Below are 18,127 nucleotides of genomic sequence, written 5' to 3' on the forward strand. Positions count from 1 at the left end.
CTCTCCTTCTGAATTTATTTTATTTATATCTAGCTTTTTTACAATTATGAGTTAATTATAGCATATTTTTCAAATACCGTACTATTCAATTTTCTAAGATCACTTAGTTCGCAATATCTACACAGCTTGTACTTTATTAGTATTACGCACTAAAAAATACCGCATATTCATTTTCAATAACACGGTATTTTAAGTAATTTAATATTTAATTTTATCTTCGTAGTACTTTAATATTCCTCACTAAATATACTCTACAAATTGGAATTTATCTTTTTGATTTATCTTTTCTCATTTTCCACACATTGTATAAAATATCCTTTAGAACCAGTAAGCTGTCTAATTCACTGTATTGATATTCCTGCTTTAATTCATCCAACATTACACACAATCTACGAGCATAGTTTGGATGATTAACTTCACTTTGGTATCTTAACAGAATAGGGTACTTTTTCCCCCATGCATTTGTCCAATCAATTTTTTCTTCTACTTCTTCACTGGTTTTATCAATAATCTCCTGAATCTCATTTATGTCAATGTCAAAATCAATCAGTTCATCCAACGACATATTGTACAGCACAGCCATTTTTTTCGACTGATAAATGTCAGGAACCGTTTCATCTGTTTCCCATTTTGAAATGGTCTGCCTGCTTACCCCCAGTTTCTCTGCTACGTCCTCTTGAGAAAGCCCACATTTTTTTCTTGCATGAAACAAACTGTTTCCTAGATTCATTATTTTTCCTCCTTGTCAGTTTATATTTTTATTATAATGTTTGACAAGGCCAAACTCCACCAACTATACTTATCATATTTGCCCGTATTCTTAACATGATTTAATTCACCGATGCATATAATGGATTTGCTTCTCTAACCATACCTGAATATACTTCCTTTAACTCTAAAAATGCCTCTTCAACTTCATTTGGTATATCAACATGAGCAATGAAACCTTTACCCCTAGGACCATATCCATCTTCATTATCTGCTAACCTTGGAATCTCCCCCATTAAAAGCGTTATATATCTATCCATGTCCCACATCCCCAAAATTTCATCTTCAAAAGCAAGTTTTGAGTTTTTAACAATAACTTTTGCTGAGTAAACTGCGTAATTAATAATTGTAATGTTATCATTAATATACTTGCGAAGTCCTGCTTCCATTCGATGTTGCATAGTTGAATCTTGAGCTAATAATATACTATTAAAAGAAATATTATTTTGTTTTAATAGCTCTAGAAGAAATGTTATATTGTTGCCACAATTTGTAGAATTGCACTCTAAATAATCTACTTCTAATTCGTATTTATATTTTAAGTATTTAGCAAATATTTCTGCTTCAGATAATCCATTTGTTCCAATACTCGGAAATTCTTTATTTATTTTTATGCGTAACGCTTCTGTTGTATGACCTACTCCACCTACGATTATATATTTCTTTGCAATATTATTCTTTATTGCACTTGCTAATACATCACCACCATATATAATACTTCCACCAAATAGAACCATTACATCTACTTTCGAAAAATTATATTTTCTTTCTAATTCTTCTGTGGTTAAGTATTCTATATCTCTCTTTCCACAAAATCTTCCTAATACATTTATGCAATGGGCAATCCTCTGTTTCATAAATAACCCTCCTTTAAAACTTGCTAATTAAACTTTTTTATAAATTGTAATTTAAACGTCCTTTTCTATAAAATGAACTTCATAGTTATCCCAGTATTTTTTATACACTCTGTCATCTTGTCCATCAAAATTTAATTGATACATTCTAAATGTTACTAATATATCTTTAGGTTGCCATTGTTCTTTATAAGAATATTTATAGCTCATACCTAATTGTTTCATCACTCCACCACTACGAGTGTTTTTGACATCATGTGTGGCTGTAACGTATAAAAGTCCATCTTTTTTCAACTGTCCTATAACAGCTTTACATGCTTCTGTTACAATTCCATTATGCCAGAATTCTTTCCTTAATCCATATCCCAAATCATGACTATTATCCATGCTTACGTTAACATAACCAATAGGTAAATTATCTGTTTTTAAACAAATAGCATATCTATATCCCCTATCCTTTTTATATTCTTTGATATATTTCTCATAAAAAAATGTTTCTGCTTCTTTCAATGATTTAAGAGGAAACCAGGGAAGATATAAATTTACTTCCTCATCTTTATAAATATCAAACAAAGCTTTTATATCATTCTCAGTGAATTTTCTTAATATCAATCGTTGAGTTTCTAATACTGGCGTATTCTGATTATTCATATCCTTCTCCTACTAAATTCTAATTTGTAATTTAATAAAAAACATAATCCATGTAATCGTAAAATCTTAGCTAATTATAGCATATTTCTCCAATACCCTAATATTCAATTTTCACAGATTATATTTGCTTAATTACTTCGTACTTTCTACATGGCTTGTCCTTTCTTAATATTGCACATAAAAAAATACCGTATATTCTTTTTTAATAATACGGTATTTCATGAGTTCAAATTTTAACTTTTGTATATAACAAATAATATCATTTCTAATTCCATTATTTATTTTCATGATTACTTCTATAATTAAAAATCATTCCGCTAATTAATATACACAGTGATAAAATAACACCACCTATTTTTATTGGTGCTGTAAAATCTCCATACAAAAATAATCCTATTAACCCAACTCCAACACCAATCAGCAATGGATAAATGATTTTTTTCACCATAATTATTTCTCCCTTTATTATCATTACGAATTCATTATAACATATTTTGTAAATGCCGTACTATTCAATTTTCACAGATTATATTTGCTTAATTACTTCGCACTTTCTACACGGCTTGTCCTTTCTTAATATTGCACATAAAAAAATACCGCATATTCTTTTTTTATAATACGGTATTATCGATAATCTTATTTCACAGGTTATTTAGATGGTTCAAATGTTATAGCTATCTCCCCATCTCCTACTATTCCTATTGTTTTTCCAGGTTCGATATTACGTAAGTAGAAATGATATTGATATGGTGCACTAGTTAAAAACTCAACATTCATTCCTTTATCAATAATCATAATTTTAGTAGGTGTATCATTAAGAAGCGTTATACCTATATCAACATTAGTTTTATTATCAAAACTATAAAATCCTGATTTATAAGTGTCAGAAACAGTTGGTATCTTTATTTCATTAGAAATTGTACTTGCTTTAACACTATTAGGTAATATTATAAACATTATAGCTACTATTAAAAAAAATATTTTTTTAATCATACAAATTTCTCCTTTTACCTTTACTTTTAATCTTAGTATTCGGCAAAATAGCTTTTTTATACTATTTCTCAGTGAGCCTCTCTTCAAATATCTTCAGCACTTTCTTAAGTCCATCATTCTCTTCCATCAACTTCTTATTCTCCATAGCCAAAATCAAATTCCTATTAGCATATCCACTAAGAGCAATCTCCAACCTCTTAATCCTCTTCTCATCCTCTCCATTCAAACTTACCACATCCTTATACCCAATGCTTGTCCTCACTAAACTCTAAGTTCATTAGTATATCCCAGCCTTGTCCACACGTTCCTCTTATTATCCCCACTGCTTATCCACCCCCTTCTTATCTTTGTTATCCTTATTCTCTCTATTAACTCTTCTTACCTTCTTACCTTTATTACCTTTATTATCTTTATTAACTCTATTAACTCTTCTTACCTTTTTATCTTCTTACCTTCTTACCTTGTCTCTTCTTCCCTATCTCAACCTATAGTTATTCTCAATCTTTTTAGGTATCTCCACCACATACCTCTTACACATTTCATATATTCTAGAGCCAACCCCTTCATCAACAGATAGGAGCTTGTCTACAGTAAACTCAGTAGAAACTATAATTGGTAGGCAGTTATAATACCTGTAGTTTATAATCTCAAACATTATGTTAATATCACTCTCATTTATCTTCCCTTTAAAGAGATCATCAATTAAAAGCACATCACAAACCTGATATTTATTAATAACATTTGCATAATAATCTCCATCTAACATATTCTGCTTTATTGAAGTAACCACATCTCTATAAGGCAAATACACAACATTTAACCCACTCTCAAGGAAATTTAAGCTTAGTGCAACAGCTAAGTGAGTTTTACCAGCGCCTACTTGTCCACAAAATATAATGCTATTATGCCTTGAATATCTTATAACTTCAAATTTTACATAATATGAAGATGCACTATCCTTAGCTTTTCTAGAAAAATCATTCCATACCTTATAATTACTAAATGTGTACTTGCACATGTCCACTTTAATTCCCGATTCTTTCCACTGTCCCTTTACCTTAGTAACATTTTGACATTCACATTTCACAAACAAGGCTTGGGCATGTTCCCTAGGAATTATAATCCACCCTCTATCATGACACTTTTCACACTTATATAAGGTCTTCTGCTCTTCCTCTCTCATTCTCTGACAAAACTTCTGGCTCATTTGGTTTAAATCCACTAAACTCCCCTCCATCACTAACTCCCTTCTCCTTTGGGTACCCTTCTCTTGCCCAGTTTTTAAGAATACCATTTATATACCCCATAGTAATCTTATCCACTTCAATAGCCTTATCAATTGCCATTTTCACATATTTAAGATCATACATTTTTAAAGCTAATCTTATTGATGATATATTTAGCACTCCAACTCTACCTAAAAGCTTTTCATAGTAAGATATTAATTCCATACTTTTTTTATCTATATCTTCATTCTCTTTCTTAATAGATATATTTATATATCTATTATCTTCTTCTTCTTTCTCTTTAGTTACTGTAACGTTACTTTCCATTACGTCATTTATACTCTCTTCATTTTTCTTTTTAGTTCTACATTTTGCTACCCTTTTTCTAGTTTGCTCTCTAACTCTCTCCATACCTTCTACATTTTGATATTTTTCCCAATTAACAATTCTTATAATATTATTTTTGTCAATATCTATCATACCTAAATTTCTCAGCGTTCCCACACCTAACCTAATGGAGTTTATTGGTCTATTAAATATAGTAGCTAACATTTCTTCTGTGTAAGGTTTTCCTTCTGATAAAAAAATTAAACCACCAGCATTAGTCCTTGCTGCTTGAATCAGTAACTTAATCCAAATACAAATTATAGTATCATTTTCTTGCATTGCTTCTATTAGCTTCATCTTTTCATCATGAAATATACTTGTACTTAACTTTATCCATTTTAAATCCATCGTAAGCCTTACTCCCCCAAAAAATTTATTTTTAAATTCAATTAAGCCTTCCCAAGATGCATCTAATTTCTTTACTTCACAGAAATTTATATAAGCTTGTAGAATTTTGAAATCCATTCCTCCCCCTATGATTATCCCTCACCATCTTTATTAAATAATTCATCAACAGTAAAATTTAGAGCATCTGCAATTTTATTTTTAGTGTCATTTTTTATGTTCTCCCCCTTATTTTGTTCAAGCCTTGAAATAATTGTTCGACATACCCCAGACTTTTCTGCCAGTCTTTCTTGAGTAAGCCCTTTAATAGCCCTTGCAACCTTTAAATTCATCATTTCCTCCCTATAAAAGTTAATGGTTTTTACATATTTTGTTAATATTCTTTACAAAAAGTATATCTACTAATAACACTAACTGTCAACCATTATTTTACAATTTGTAAAATTTCTTAACCTTTTGTTATTCATCTCTACTTATCGTTTACTTTTTTACACATTTTGTATATAATTCCAATTGTGAGGTGTTTTTATGGATATTAATAATAAAATAAGAAAACTTAGGTTTGAGTTGAATTTAACCCAACAAGAATTTGCAGATAGAATAGGCATATCTAGACCCTCTTTATCTAATTATGAAAAAGGTACTAGAATGCCTTCCATGACTGTAGTTCAAAAGATTTGCAAAGAATTTAATGTAAGTCTTAGCGACATAATTGATCAAGATTATTCAATTTCATCATCAGACTCTAACTTATTAAAAAAAAGTAATTTATATGAATATCAAGTTAATACTAAAAAGTCAGCTGATCATCTTAGTTATAAAATTTTTAAAGAATTCTTAACATCTTTAGGTTATCCTGTAGAATCTATGGAGGATATAAAATTATTGAAACTTTATGAAGCTAGTAAAGAATTTTATCAATTTGAAATGTTTAAGATTGGTTACATACAAATTTTTGAAGATTAAATTAAGAGGTGATTATCTCACCTCCTTTAATCATATTTTGCTAAAATCGTGATTTATTATTTCTATTAGCTTAAATTCATCATTTTCAAATTCAAATTTTAGTATACAGCAATTACCTAATCCCTCTTTTTGATCAACATCACTAGTATGAGCCCAGTATCTCATAAATTGGCGACAAGCAGCTCCATGAGAAACAGCTAAAACTGTTTTATGATCATCATTTTTCATAATTTCGTAAAGAGTTTCTGCCACTCTGTTTCTTAATTCAAATTCATCTTCACCACCATACTTAACAAAAAAGTCTCCATAAGGTAGGGGTGGATTTAAATCTTCACTTTCTCCCTCAAAAGTGCCAAAATTCCATTCTTTCAGACCTTTTACTCTCTTATAAGGAATATCAGTAACATACTCTAATGTATCACAAGCTCTTTCAGATGTAGATGAATAGGCATGATCAAAGGTTATGTTATTACTCTTAAAATACTCTCCAGCAATGATAGCTTGTTTAACTCCTAGATTAGTTAATGGAGCATCACACCATCCTTGAACCTTTCTTCTAAGGTTAAATAGTGTTTGTCCGTGTCTCATTAAATATAATGTTTTTTTCATAAATCTCTCTCCCCCTAATTATCTAATAAGGCTTGCCAACATTTCTACTGATGAGGCTTCTTGATGATTAAAGAAAGAACTTTCTTTTTTATCTAAAGCAGAAATTTTATTCATATCATCTTCATTTAATTCAAAATCGAAAACATCTATATTCTGCAACATTCTTTCTTTCTTCACTGTTTTTGATAGTGGAACAATTCCTCTTTGAAGTAACCACCTTAAAATAACTTGTGCAATTGATTTACCATACTTATTTCCAATTGACTTTAAGGTAGCATTATCAAATATTCCATTTTTTCCTTCTGCAAATGGAGCCCATGCCTGTAGTTGTACCCCGTACTTGCTATTATAGTCCTGTGCCATTAATTGTTGATGGAATGGATTAATTTCAATTTGGTTTACTGCTGGTGTTACTTCATTGAATAAAGCTAAGTCAACTAAACGATCTGGATAAAAGTTTGATACACCTATAGCCTTAATTTTCCCCTCTTTATATAAATCCTCCATAGCTCTATAAGTTCCATAGTAATCATTTAGTGGTTGGTGGATTAACACTAAGTCTAAATAATCTAACTTCATTTTCTTTAATGAAACTTCTATAGATTCTTTTGCTTTATCATATCCTCCATTACTAATCCATACTTTAGTTGTAATAAATAATTCTTCTCTAGATACAAATGATTTAGCAATAGCTTGTCCAACCCACTCCTCATTTCCATAGGATTGTGCTGTATCAATTAAGCGATATCCAACATCAATAGCATCTAGTACAGCCTTAATGCATTCTTCTTTATCTGTAATTTGAAAAACTCCAAACCCAACTGCTAGCATTTTTATACCATTGTTTAATGTTATATATTCCATTTTTACCTCTCCTTTATTTTTATTATTTTATTCTATATAATATATACTATCAGTCGGTAGTAACTACCGAGCAAGTTTTTTTATTATTGGGGAGTGATTTTATGTTTACACCAAAAGGGGTATGTGAGGAAGTAGGAATATCTTACGAAACATTAAAGTTTTACTGCAAGGAAGGTTTAGTTCCAAATGTGAAAAGGGATAAAAATAATTATCGTATTTTTGATGAGAAAAACATTGCATGGTTAAAGGGATTACAATGTTTAAAGAAGTGCGGTATGAGTATTAAGGATATGAAATTATATATGAATTATTGTATGGAAGGTCCATCTACAATTCCTGAAAGAAAAGAAATGCTTAACAAATTAAACGAATCTTTAGTGAAAAAAATTAATGACCTTAATGAATGTATTCATTTTATTGAAAATAAACAAACATTCTATGATGATGTATTAGATGGAAAAATAAAATATATAAGCAATTTAATTGATATAGAAGATTAATAAAGCCAATGACTCTTTTAAAGTCATTGGCTTATTTCTATTTTGCTTTATTTTTAAATATTAGCTTAGCTACAAATGCACCAATTAATGCAGGTATAATCCAATTAAAACCTAGATTATTAAAAGGAAGCTTGTGTATAAAACCTATATTAATACCGAAGCTATCTATAACAGTTAATGCACTAATAACAAGTGTGATATAAGCTGCCCCCTTGAACATGCTGTCAGTAGTAAATATTTTTGGCATAGAACTAAGTAAAACTAAAATGATAGCAACAGGATATAAAACTGTAAGTATTGGCACTGCAATAGCTATTATCCTATCAACCCCTAGGTTGGACATTATTGTACTGTATATGCATATCCCCATTACTAAGTACTCATATTTAATTTTATTCTTTGTTAAATCTGAAAAGTACTTAGCAGTAATTGATGTTAAACTTGCTGCAGTTGTAAAACATGCACAAGCAACAATTATACCTAATAATATAGTTCCTAAGTTTCCTAATAAACCTCTAGTTATAGTAGATAATAGCTCTGTTTGAGACATTAATCCATTATAACTATTTGACATAGTTGCTCCTAAGAACGCTAGTCCACCATATACAACTATCAATCCAATTCCAGCTATTAAAGAAGCCTTAATAGTAAGACTAGCTACTTCCTTTTTATCACTGTATCCCCTACTTTTAAATGAGGCTATTATAAAGGCAACTACTCCACCCATTCCTAAGGCATCCATTGTTTGATACCCTTGTGTAAGTCCATGGGCAAATAAACTTTCTGAATTTATATCTGTTCTGATATCTCCAAGGGGAGAAATTATACCCTTCACAATTAGAACAAATAATGTAACTAAAAGTACTGGGGTTAAGTATTTTCCAATAATGTTTACAGTCTTAGATGGCCTCATTGTTAGTAAAAATACTAGTGCAAAGAAAATAATTGAAAATATAACTTTATTAAAATCACCAAATATAGGTGCTATACTTAGCTCAAAAGTTGTAGCACTAGTTCTAGGAATAACAAGTATTGGTCCTAAACAAAGCATCATGATAAGTTCAATTCCAATACCAAACCTTTTACCTGCACGACTAGCGATATTTTGGTATGATCCTGCCTTTGCAATGGCATAAATAGATAAAAGTATTATTCCTATATCTGCCACAATAAATCCCATAAAACTAGTTAACCAATTACTACCTGAAGTTGCTCCCAAAAATGGTGGAAATATTAAATTTCCTGCCCCAAAAAAGTTAGCAAATAGCATAAATCCTATAATTAAAACATCCATTCTTTTTCTCATTACAATCCCTCTTTCTTTAGTTTATATACAGAAAAGCCACATAGTATACACTACATGGCTTTTTATTTCTTAGGATTGAAAAAACCACATAGCATCATCTATGTGGCTTAAAAACAACAAAAATTAGCCATCATAGATACAAACAATCTCTAGTCTGTATCTATGATTAATATTACTATCTATCACAAATACAAACCTAACTATAATAGCTAAAATAATACTTATTTATTTTTACTTTCTTACTTAAGTTTATATTATTAGTCATTTTGCTTTCTTCCTTCTGTAAAAATATTATTGCTTTTTAAATTATAACTATTTTCTTCCATAGAGTCAACTATAAACAAACTTCTAAACCCTCTTTTTTATATACATATAGTTATCTCTTTTAAATATAGCTGCCCATATATCAAATAATACTCTTAAGTCACTAATAATATATCCTACTTCAAATTCAATAGTCTGATCTTCCATTATTTCAAATTCTACTAAAGGGCTGCATAGCTTACGTTCCTTAACATATACAGTATGATATCCAGGTCTTAATTCAACTTCTGTTACATCATCCTCTAATAATATTTTTTTGTTATTTTCAAATATTAAATATTTATTAGGTAAATGAGTACAATTCATTTTTCTTATAAATCTTGCTTTTCCCATATAATCACCTTCAAATTAGATTAAATAAACTATCTTATTTTATTTTAACATATATAAAACAAATCTTAGATACATTCTGTAAAGTTTATTGATATAATATATTTATAACTTTTTAGGAGGATATATAAATGACGAAAATTAAGAAAAAGTCATATTTATTGTTACTTTTTTTAATACTTGTTTTGGTATCTTTTTTAACTTTTTCAAAAAAGCAAACTATAGATACATATAATTCTAATAATTATAGTATCAAAATAAAAGCTAAAGATTCATTTTCATTTGGGCCAAATAAGATTTTTATTTACTATAAAACAAAAGATGATATATTTTATAATCATCTTTTTGATACACTTCTTTTTAATGATGGTTCTACTATAAGTAAAGATAATTTTAAAGTTGAATTTAAGAACAACAATTGTATTCTATCACTATCAGGTTGTGAAGGTAGTAGTTCATATTTGATAAGTTTTTCTGAAAATAAAGTTTCATATACTGATATATCTGGGATTCAATCTAATTAAAGTATATTTTTATTAAGAAAATATATTTAACCTATTCAACTTTAATAAATTTAAAAATTTAATTTTTCTCAAAATATTCTATTTATAGATATTGTAATCAATTAAGTATTTTGATAAAATTTTATAAGTTGTGTCTAATCTTGTATTTTTTACAAAGAAGTACATTTATTACTAACTTAGAATTTATAGATAGGAATTAAAACACATATGAGGAACAAGAATAAGAAACTAATTATTGGTGGAGCTATATTTTTTATACTTTTGGCATTTTGTACAACCCTTTTTCTATTTAATAGAAAAAAGGACAATGAGTCTTTAGTAAATAATCTCCCTCAACTAGAAGATGTGAATACAGAAGAAAATACTAATGATAATACATCTACTGAGGAAAAAAATACTGAAAATAAAACAAATGAGGATGAATTAGCAGATAATACAACATCTAAGAATGAACCAACAGAGGATAAAAACACTAAAAACAACCCATCTTCTGATAAAAAAGATGAAAATAAACCAGCTAATAAGCCTACTGTAGATACACCAAATGGTAATAAACCTACTGGAGGAGGTAGTAGTAATTCAAACCCAGGAACTAGCAAGCCACCTACAAAACCTTCTAAACCAACATATGCTGGTTTAAAAATTGGAGAAGTTCCAGCTTTACTTAAAAGCCTAGGCTATGAATACACACCCCGTTTAATACTGTACCATATATCTGAAATTAGAGAAGATGGACTTCCTTCTACTAAAGCTTCTGCTCAAGTAGTAGAAGATGGAGAACACATGCAACTTGTGAATTTGAAATTCATGGTTAATACACCTGAAATGCTTAATATAATTCAAACCCTATTAAACAAAATTGTTCCATCAGGTGCAGGCAAGCTTTTTAATATTATAACTAATAATGAATATATATCTACTCAAATCTACAAATATGATGGAAAAACTGTAAGAATTCATACAAATGGAGAAGTTCTAGATATTGATATAGATTACTTAGGAAACTATGTTAATTAACATAAAAATTTTGAAGTTACTAACTATTTAAATATAAATTCTAATCTCCCAGAAAATCAGAAAAGCTCAAACTAAAAAACTAAGTTTGAGCTTTTTATTTCTTAGGATTGAAAAAGCCACATAGTATTATCTATGTGGCTTAAGAACAACAAAAATTAGCTTTTTATTTATCAGAAAAAACAGGCTTATGGCTAAACTCAAGAGTAGTAATCAATACATTTTCAGTTTCAAATACAACAATATAATTTTTCTCATTTAGTAAACCAGATGGAACATATAAATATTGTATAGGCCCCTTACTCCAGTACCTCCCAACATTGAAACCATTTATAAATATACATCCTTTACCATACTTAGAGCAATCTATAAAAGTATCATAAATATTATCTAACTCAACTGTAAAATGATAAAACATTGGTGTATCTAATTTAGCTATATTACTTTTCTTGAATTCAATTTTAGAAATCATTTCTTCATCAAAAAGTAATGGATACTGTTCCCAACCACAATGGAAATGGTTATTTATCATAACCCCTCCCTTTATCCCTTTTCTTTGAGTCGGGCTGTTTAGCTTATGTCCATAATTTACTCTACCTAAATTTTCAACCAATATATCAACATTTATAACTTCATTTTCGCTACTAAACTCAATTTCTGTTCCTATTTCATCTTTATATTGAGTAGCAATAAGTTTTTCATCAATATATATGTGGCATCTATCAGCAGCATCTATAACCTTTATCTTTTCATCATGATGATAATTTTTTATTTTACTTCTATATAGCATATATCCATAATTGCAATCTAAATCTTCCATTCCCTTAGGATAAGCTGTCTTTACCTCTTTTGATATTTTAGAGGCAATATCCATAAGATTAACTCTTCCATCTACTTTATAACTACCAAGATTCTTTAATATTCTTTCCCTTGGAGGTAATAGTTCTATATTAGGGTAGATAGATTTCATAACTTTTTGCAATTCATAGTACTTATCACTTGGATTTCCCCACTCTGTTAATATAGCATCATAATCATATGAAGTAACTTGTGGTAAATCATTATTTCCTCTTGCAGAACATCCATTCATAAAACCAAAGTTTGTCCCACCTCTAAACATATAAAGATTAATACTTCCTACTTCAAGCATTTCCTTTACATCTTCAGCTAGATCAATTGCATCTCTACGTATGATATCTTCTCCCCATCTATTAAACCATCCATCCCAATATTCCATACACATTATAGGCCATTTTTTGCCATTTGCTTTCATATAATCCTTTAGCACTTCACAGTTCTCTTTTGATTTAGATCCAAAATTTCCAGATACAAAAATATTATCTTCAATTAATGATCCAGATTCTAATGCTTCAATCCATGTACCATCAGAAGTAAAAAGTGGAACATCTACACCATTTTCCCTCATAATTGATGCTATAATTCTTAAATATTCCTTTTCATTACCATAAGAACCATATTCATTTTCAACTTGCATCATTAAAACAGGGCCACCTTTAGTTACTTGATACTTAACTAATCTAGGTAGTAATTCATTATAATAATTTCTTACTTTATCAATAAACCTATCATCTGAACTTCTAAGTTTTATTTCCTTATCCTTTAAAAGCCATGCTGGAAGTCCGCCAAATTCCCATTCAGCACATATATATGGCGTAGGCCTTAAAATGACATATAAACCTATCTTTTCAGCAATTTGTATAAACTTCTCTATATCTTTGATTCCTTGGAAATCAAATTTCCCTTCATATGGCTCATGAATATTCCAAGGAATATACGTTTCAACTGTATTAAATCCAAGTGCTTTTAAATTAAATAATGTATCTTCCCATTGAGAATAATGTATTCTAAAATAATGAACAGCTCCAGATAAAATTTTAAATTTACTATCATCTAAATAAAATTCTTCTTTTATTTGAAACTTAGCCATTAAACATTCTCCTTATTAGCCATTTTAACGAAAGGTAAGTAAACTGCTATAGAAATTGCTAAATTTACTAATGATAATATAATTGCTCTCCAGTCAAATCCTGTAGAGAAGAAACCATATAATACAGGTGGCATAACCCATGTAACATTTTGAGTAACTGGTGCTACCCATCCAAAGCTTGTAGCCAAATATGAAACTGTTGCCATTAATGTAGGTGATAATATAAATGGTATAAATAAAATTGGGTTCATTACTGTAGGTAATCCATACATAACAGGCTCTCCTATATTAAATAGAACCGGAGCTATTCCAAGTTTCGCCACCTCCCTATAGTGACTATTTCTAGATTGCCAGAATATTGCTATTAATAAACCTAATGTACCATACCATACAAATGATCCATATGATACACTTGTCCATAAATATGGAATTGGTTGATTGTTTTGGAAAGCTTCCATATTAGCTAATAATGTAACTCCAAATAACCCTTCCATAATTGGTGCCATAACGTTTCCACCATGAATACCAAAAAACCAGAATAATTGCGTTAAGAATGCTATAAGAATAACTGCAACAAAGCTTTGTGATAAGCCTAACAATGGAGTTTGAAGTACTTTATATATCCAATCAATTAGTAAGTCTCCAGTAATTCTATTAAATACATATACTAATATAGCCACAACATATAATGCAACAAAACCAGGAATTATTGATAAGAAAGGTTTTGCAATAGCTGGTGGAACTGTATCAGGTAATTTAATCGTCCAATTCTTATTCATTAATTTACTATAAATAACACAAGCTATAAACCCAACAAGAATTGCAGTAAAATATCCATTTGAATTAATCTGATTTCCTGAAATAAGACCACTAACTGTAACAGAAAGACTATTTCCTTCAACAACTATATCTTTAATACCTTCAAAAAGTCCTGATAATACTTGTCCATCAGCATCAGGTAATTGAATAGTTTTAGTAATTGAATTACCAATAGCTATTATAAAAGCTGAAAGTCCAACTATACCAGATGATAATGTGTCTGTATTATAAATCTTAGCTATATTTACACCCAAAGAAAAAATAAATAATAACGATACTATAGCTAAACTTCCTTTAAATATTAAATTATTTATATCTACAAACCAACTAAATGTTTCTGGAATAGAAGTATTTCCAAATTGTCCAGGTACGTCTACTAGGAAAGCATTTAACAAAAGTGCAATAGATCCTGTCATAACAACAGGCATAGTACCTATAAATGAGTCTCTAAGAGCTATTAAGAATTTTTGATTAGCTATTTTTGAGGCAATAGGTAATAAATACCTTTCAATGGATTCCATAATTTTATTCATTGTATCTCTCCTTACAATTATATTTTTCTTTATTTTTCTTTTTGCAAAATAAAAATAATAGTTAATCGTTTTCTTTAAGCGTAGATTATAGCTATCAATAAGTTCTCTATAATTAACTTAAACTTACGATTAATTCCTTAAAAGAGATTATACTTATTAGTTAAACTAAAAGTCTCCCCTCCTCCCCCATAATTAATTATAAATAATTATTTATAAAGTATCTATCTCTTTTAAATTCTAGCAATTAATAATAATTTATTATCAATGACTTCTAAAAGAAGTATAATTTACCAAAAATAATTTGTCAATATAAATACTATCTATTTTTTTATTCTTGAGAGAGTACTATAATATAAAAGGTAGAGTGGATATTTATTTTGCTTGTTCCGTCGCAAGCTCCAAGTCACAGAAAAATAAATATCTATTCCCTTCGTACTTAAGGTAAGGAAGTTATAAAATTATTATCCTTGATTTTATATTTTTTAATATGAAATTGTCATAATACCTTTTTATAAAAAATTAAAATTTTATACTTTTCTAGACATCAAAAAAGGTTGTAGTTTAAACTACAACCTCTAACAATCTAAAATTATCTTCTATTTTGTTCTTTTTTAGCTCTTCTACAAGCTATACATCTTGTTGGTTCGTTAGTGAATCCTTTTTCTTGGTAGAATTCTTGTTCTCCTACTGAAAATACGAATTCGCTTCCACAATCTCTACATACTAATGTCTTATCTGTCATAAATATTCCTCCTAAAATTAAAGATTCTAAATCGATATATAATCTCTAATTTTTAAGAAACTATTTACCTAAATGAAACTTTTTTGTTAGCTTTTTGCTACTCTCTTATAATAACACAGCTTTAACATTATTACAAGACATTTATTGAAATAATATAAATATATTTTATATTAAAAATCATTTCTTGAAATTTCTCTAGGCCATGAAAGTAAACTCTTTCTTGATATCCTTAACTGCTTCTCTTTTGGAAAGTTTAAATCACAGAAATAATTATGGTAATTAGCTGTCCATACATACTTGTCCCATGTTCTTATATTCTTTTTGCTTAAACTTAGCATTTCTTCAATTTTAGCTTTATGCCTAAGAAGCAATTCTATTTGCACTTTTTCAAACTCATATTTATTGTTACATTCTGTATAATATTTAAATATAGTATTTAAATAATTTAAAAACCACTGTCCATCACTACCAATAAGTATTTTCTTGTGTTGTGGAGCAACATCATCATAATTATTTATATATTTTTGTAATCTGCTCACCGTCTTATCATCTAACACAATTCTTGGATAGCAAGCTAGATTACCCTCAGTATTATGTGCATCCAAAAGAGCTGGACCAAAAACAATATCTTCATTTATGTAAAATTCACCAACACTTACTCCTCCTCTAACAAAGAGACCTTCTAGTGCCAAGTTAAATTGATATTCTGATACATTATCCAGTATTTCGTTTAATTCTTCTTCCCCATCATCTTTTATAGGGTATCCAACAATCATATTATCAGTATATATCTTTATCTTACCTTGACTATACTTATTGGGAATTATACACTGCTTGTTCTTATTTATAAGAGAACTAATCTCATTGAGAAGTTTGTTTCCATATCCCTTACTACAAGAGTCTACTATCATTTGTGAAAATCCTAATATATCTATAGTACATACCATAGAATTAATAAGCTTTGGATTTTCTTGATCATATTTTTGCATACTTATTTAAACACATCCTCACCTAAATTCATTCTATTGCTTCTATTTTAGCATGTGAATTAATCTACTGTGAAGATACACATTATGAAATATATATACTTATCCTCTCCCTTTTTCTCAAAATTTATCCATTCACATAATAAAGAGGAAAAACTTGTTTATTATTGTAAAATAATCTATTATATTATTATAATTTTAATTTAATACCTAAAGATAAAACACATTAAACCTACACCAAGATAAATGGAGGCTTTTTATGCAAAATATGAAATATTATTATGATTTTTCAGGCCAAAAATTTGGCTATCCCTTAAGCTTAAGTATAAACAGCTTTAACAGAGAAATATTTTCTCGTCATAACACCCTAGAAATAACCTACGTTTTAAAGGGAGAATATGAGGTTATTACAGAAAATTTCTCTCATATAATTAAAGAACATGAAATAGTAATCATTGCACCCAATGATATTCATATAATTCGACAACATTCTAAAGAAGAAAATGTGATACTAACCATACATATTGATTTTTCTTTATTTCCTCCAGCAATGGTAGGAGAAATAGGACAAACCTATGAATCAATTGTTTGCACCAACAAGAAAAACTCACATTTATTAAAAAAATTAAAAGTTCAAATAGGTAAGTTATTTAGAATTCTATTACATAGTAGCAATAATTTATTTGAACTAAATACAAGTATGATGGAAATAATTTATACAACTTCTAATCACACGCAGTATCCTATTGAACGCTTGCCTACTCAATCTATTCATAGAGAAAACTATATGAAGGCTATTCAGTATATAGACAAGCATTATAAGGAAGATTTACGTTTAACTGATGTAGCAAACACCCTAATGTTTAGTGTTTCTTATACCTCAAAGCTATTTAAGAGATATACAGGTATTTTATTTGTAAAATATGTTGCATTAGTAAGAATTCGTGAATCTATAGAAGATTTATTAGAAGGAAAAAAATCTATTGAGCAAATTGCTGCAGACTGTGGAATGCCAAATTCTAAAGCTTATACTAAAGCCTTCAAAGAACTTTATGGAATTGTTCCTAGCCATTATCGTAAAAAGTTTATAAATAATATAACGCTAAATGAGGATAAAAAAGAACAACTAATGTCTATAGATAATAAGCAAAAACAGCTACTTCAACCTCTGTTAGAAGATATTGAAAACACCATTTATGAAGATGATGGTGTAAAAATCAAAGTTGAAGAAAAACATATTATTTGCTCCATTCAATGTGATAAATATGTGAATAGTACTATATCTCATTGCAATGATGAGATTGTTATAGATATTGCTAGTGTTTAAAACTAAGGATTTTTAATCCACCTTGTAGCTTTCTATTACAGGTCATTTTTTGCATTGATTCAAAAATATAATGACATATTTTAACCTTTAACATCAATCTAAGACAAGGAT

At 28.8% G+C, this 18,127-nt stretch carries 22 protein-coding genes; 5 read left to right on the forward strand and 17 right to left on the reverse strand.

The features are described from left to right. Positions 1-265 precede the first annotated feature (265 nt). The 9 genes from I4V16_RS02325 to I4V16_RS02365 form a co-directional block, all read right to left on the reverse strand. Positions 266-730, reverse strand: coding sequence for a helix-turn-helix domain-containing protein (locus I4V16_RS02325; RefSeq protein ID WP_099330146.1), 465 nt, complete (start codon positions 728-730; stop codon positions 266-268). A gap of 100 nt (positions 731-830) precedes the next feature. After that, positions 831-1,625 (reverse strand): hypothetical protein, encoded by a 795-nt coding sequence (locus I4V16_RS02330; protein WP_049180073.1) that lies wholly within the window; start codon positions 1,623-1,625, stop codon positions 831-833. 51 nt (positions 1,626-1,676) lie between these two features. After that, positions 1,677-2,273, reverse strand: coding sequence for a GNAT family N-acetyltransferase (locus I4V16_RS02335; RefSeq protein WP_049180072.1), 597 nt, complete (start codon positions 2,271-2,273; stop codon positions 1,677-1,679). A 274-nt stretch (positions 2,274-2,547) separates the two neighbouring features. Continuing rightward, positions 2,548-2,721, reverse strand: coding sequence for a hypothetical protein (locus I4V16_RS02340; protein WP_161954443.1), 174 nt, complete (start codon positions 2,719-2,721; stop codon positions 2,548-2,550). Positions 2,722-2,921: 200 nt separating this feature from the next. Then, positions 2,922-3,266 carry a hypothetical protein gene (locus I4V16_RS02345; protein WP_195573647.1) on the reverse strand — a complete coding sequence of 115 codons (345 nt, stop codon included), beginning with the start codon at positions 3,264-3,266 and terminating at the stop codon, positions 2,922-2,924. A 61-nt stretch (positions 3,267-3,327) separates the two neighbouring features. Next, the gene (locus I4V16_RS02350; protein WP_153246656.1) at positions 3,328-3,492 is read right to left on the reverse strand and encodes a hypothetical protein; all 165 of its coding nucleotides are present in this window, start codon (positions 3,490-3,492) and stop codon (positions 3,328-3,330) included. 249 nt (positions 3,493-3,741) lie between these two features. Continuing rightward, the gene (locus I4V16_RS02355; RefSeq protein ID WP_243270465.1) at positions 3,742-4,473 is read right to left on the reverse strand and encodes an ATP-binding protein; all 732 of its coding nucleotides are present in this window, start codon (positions 4,471-4,473) and stop codon (positions 3,742-3,744) included. Continuing rightward, positions 4,418-5,344: a phage replisome organizer N-terminal domain-containing protein gene (locus I4V16_RS02360; RefSeq protein WP_243270463.1), complete on the reverse strand. Its 927-nt coding sequence runs from the start codon at positions 5,342-5,344 to the stop codon at positions 4,418-4,420. The genes I4V16_RS02355 and I4V16_RS02360 overlap by 56 nt, the downstream gene beginning before the upstream one ends. A gap of 14 nt (positions 5,345-5,358) precedes the next feature. Further along, positions 5,359-5,556 (reverse strand): helix-turn-helix transcriptional regulator, encoded by a 198-nt coding sequence (locus tag I4V16_RS02365; RefSeq protein ID WP_243270462.1) that lies wholly within the window; start codon positions 5,554-5,556, stop codon positions 5,359-5,361. A gap of 196 nt (positions 5,557-5,752) precedes the next feature. On the opposite strand from I4V16_RS02365, the gene I4V16_RS02370 reads away from it, so the two are divergent. Beyond that, a complete protein-coding gene (locus I4V16_RS02370) occupies positions 5,753-6,190 on the forward strand; it encodes a helix-turn-helix domain-containing protein (RefSeq protein ID WP_195966470.1) in 438 nt (145 codons plus the stop codon). Between the two features lie 30 nt (positions 6,191-6,220). Here the strand turns inward: I4V16_RS02370 and I4V16_RS02375 are convergent, their stop codons facing one another. Both I4V16_RS02375 and I4V16_RS02380 read right to left on the reverse strand, forming a co-directional pair. Continuing rightward, on the reverse strand, positions 6,221-6,799 hold the full coding sequence (locus tag I4V16_RS02375; RefSeq protein WP_195541983.1) for a histidine phosphatase family protein: 579 nt from the start codon (positions 6,797-6,799) through the stop codon (positions 6,221-6,223). A gap of 18 nt (positions 6,800-6,817) precedes the next feature. Then, positions 6,818-7,663, reverse strand: coding sequence for an aldo/keto reductase (locus I4V16_RS02380; RefSeq protein ID WP_195966471.1), 846 nt, complete (start codon positions 7,661-7,663; stop codon positions 6,818-6,820). A gap of 101 nt (positions 7,664-7,764) precedes the next feature. On the opposite strand from I4V16_RS02380, the gene I4V16_RS02385 reads away from it, so the two are divergent. Then, positions 7,765-8,163, forward strand: a complete 399-nt coding sequence (locus I4V16_RS02385) for a MerR family transcriptional regulator (protein ID WP_049179176.1) — start codon at positions 7,765-7,767, stop codon at positions 8,161-8,163. A gap of 37 nt (positions 8,164-8,200) precedes the next feature. Here I4V16_RS02385 and brnQ read toward each other — a convergent pair whose 3' ends face one another. Together brnQ and I4V16_RS02395 are read right to left on the reverse strand one after the other, a co-directional pair. Continuing rightward, on the reverse strand, positions 8,201-9,469 hold the full coding sequence (gene brnQ / locus I4V16_RS02390; RefSeq protein WP_195541985.1) for a branched-chain amino acid transport system II carrier protein: 1,269 nt from the start codon (positions 9,467-9,469) through the stop codon (positions 8,201-8,203). 348 nt (positions 9,470-9,817) lie between these two features. After that, the gene (locus I4V16_RS02395) at positions 9,818-10,126 is read right to left on the reverse strand and encodes a hypothetical protein (RefSeq protein ID WP_049179178.1); all 309 of its coding nucleotides are present in this window, start codon (positions 10,124-10,126) and stop codon (positions 9,818-9,820) included. 128 nt (positions 10,127-10,254) lie between these two features. On the opposite strand from I4V16_RS02395, the gene I4V16_RS02400 reads away from it, so the two are divergent. Beyond that, positions 10,255-10,647: a hypothetical protein gene (locus I4V16_RS02400; RefSeq protein ID WP_049179179.1), complete on the forward strand. Its 393-nt coding sequence runs from the start codon at positions 10,255-10,257 to the stop codon at positions 10,645-10,647. Between the two features lie 207 nt (positions 10,648-10,854). Next, complete coding sequence (locus tag I4V16_RS02405) at positions 10,855-11,664, forward strand: hypothetical protein (protein WP_049179180.1); 810 nt, start codon at positions 10,855-10,857, stop codon at positions 11,662-11,664. A 163-nt stretch (positions 11,665-11,827) separates the two neighbouring features. Here the strand turns inward: I4V16_RS02405 and I4V16_RS02410 are convergent, their stop codons facing one another. The 4 genes from I4V16_RS02410 to I4V16_RS02425 form a co-directional block, all read right to left on the reverse strand. Continuing rightward, the gene (locus I4V16_RS02410) at positions 11,828-13,609 is read right to left on the reverse strand and encodes a beta-galactosidase family protein (protein ID WP_049179181.1); all 1,782 of its coding nucleotides are present in this window, start codon (positions 13,607-13,609) and stop codon (positions 11,828-11,830) included. Continuing rightward, a complete protein-coding gene (locus I4V16_RS02415; RefSeq protein ID WP_049179182.1) occupies positions 13,609-14,961 on the reverse strand; it encodes a PTS sugar transporter subunit IIC in 1,353 nt (450 codons plus the stop codon). The genes I4V16_RS02410 and I4V16_RS02415 overlap by 1 nt, the downstream gene beginning before the upstream one ends. A gap of 589 nt (positions 14,962-15,550) precedes the next feature. Then, positions 15,551-15,703 carry a zinc-ribbon domain-containing protein gene (locus I4V16_RS02420; RefSeq protein ID WP_027099044.1) on the reverse strand — a complete coding sequence of 51 codons (153 nt, stop codon included), beginning with the start codon at positions 15,701-15,703 and terminating at the stop codon, positions 15,551-15,553. A gap of 170 nt (positions 15,704-15,873) precedes the next feature. Then, entirely contained in the window at positions 15,874-16,692 is an 819-nt protein-coding gene (locus tag I4V16_RS02425) for a hypothetical protein (RefSeq protein WP_207738449.1), read from the reverse strand. 256 nt (positions 16,693-16,948) lie between these two features. Between I4V16_RS02425 and I4V16_RS02430 the strand changes: the two genes are divergently transcribed. Beyond that, positions 16,949-18,016, forward strand: a complete 1,068-nt coding sequence (locus tag I4V16_RS02430) for a helix-turn-helix domain-containing protein (protein ID WP_099330222.1) — start codon at positions 16,949-16,951, stop codon at positions 18,014-18,016. Positions 18,017-18,127 lie beyond the last annotated feature (111 nt).

The organism is Clostridium sp. 1001283B150210_160208_E6 (genome assembly GCF_015669365.1).
Classification (GTDB): domain Bacteria; phylum Bacillota; class Clostridia; order Clostridiales; family Clostridiaceae; genus Clostridium; species Clostridium paraputrificum.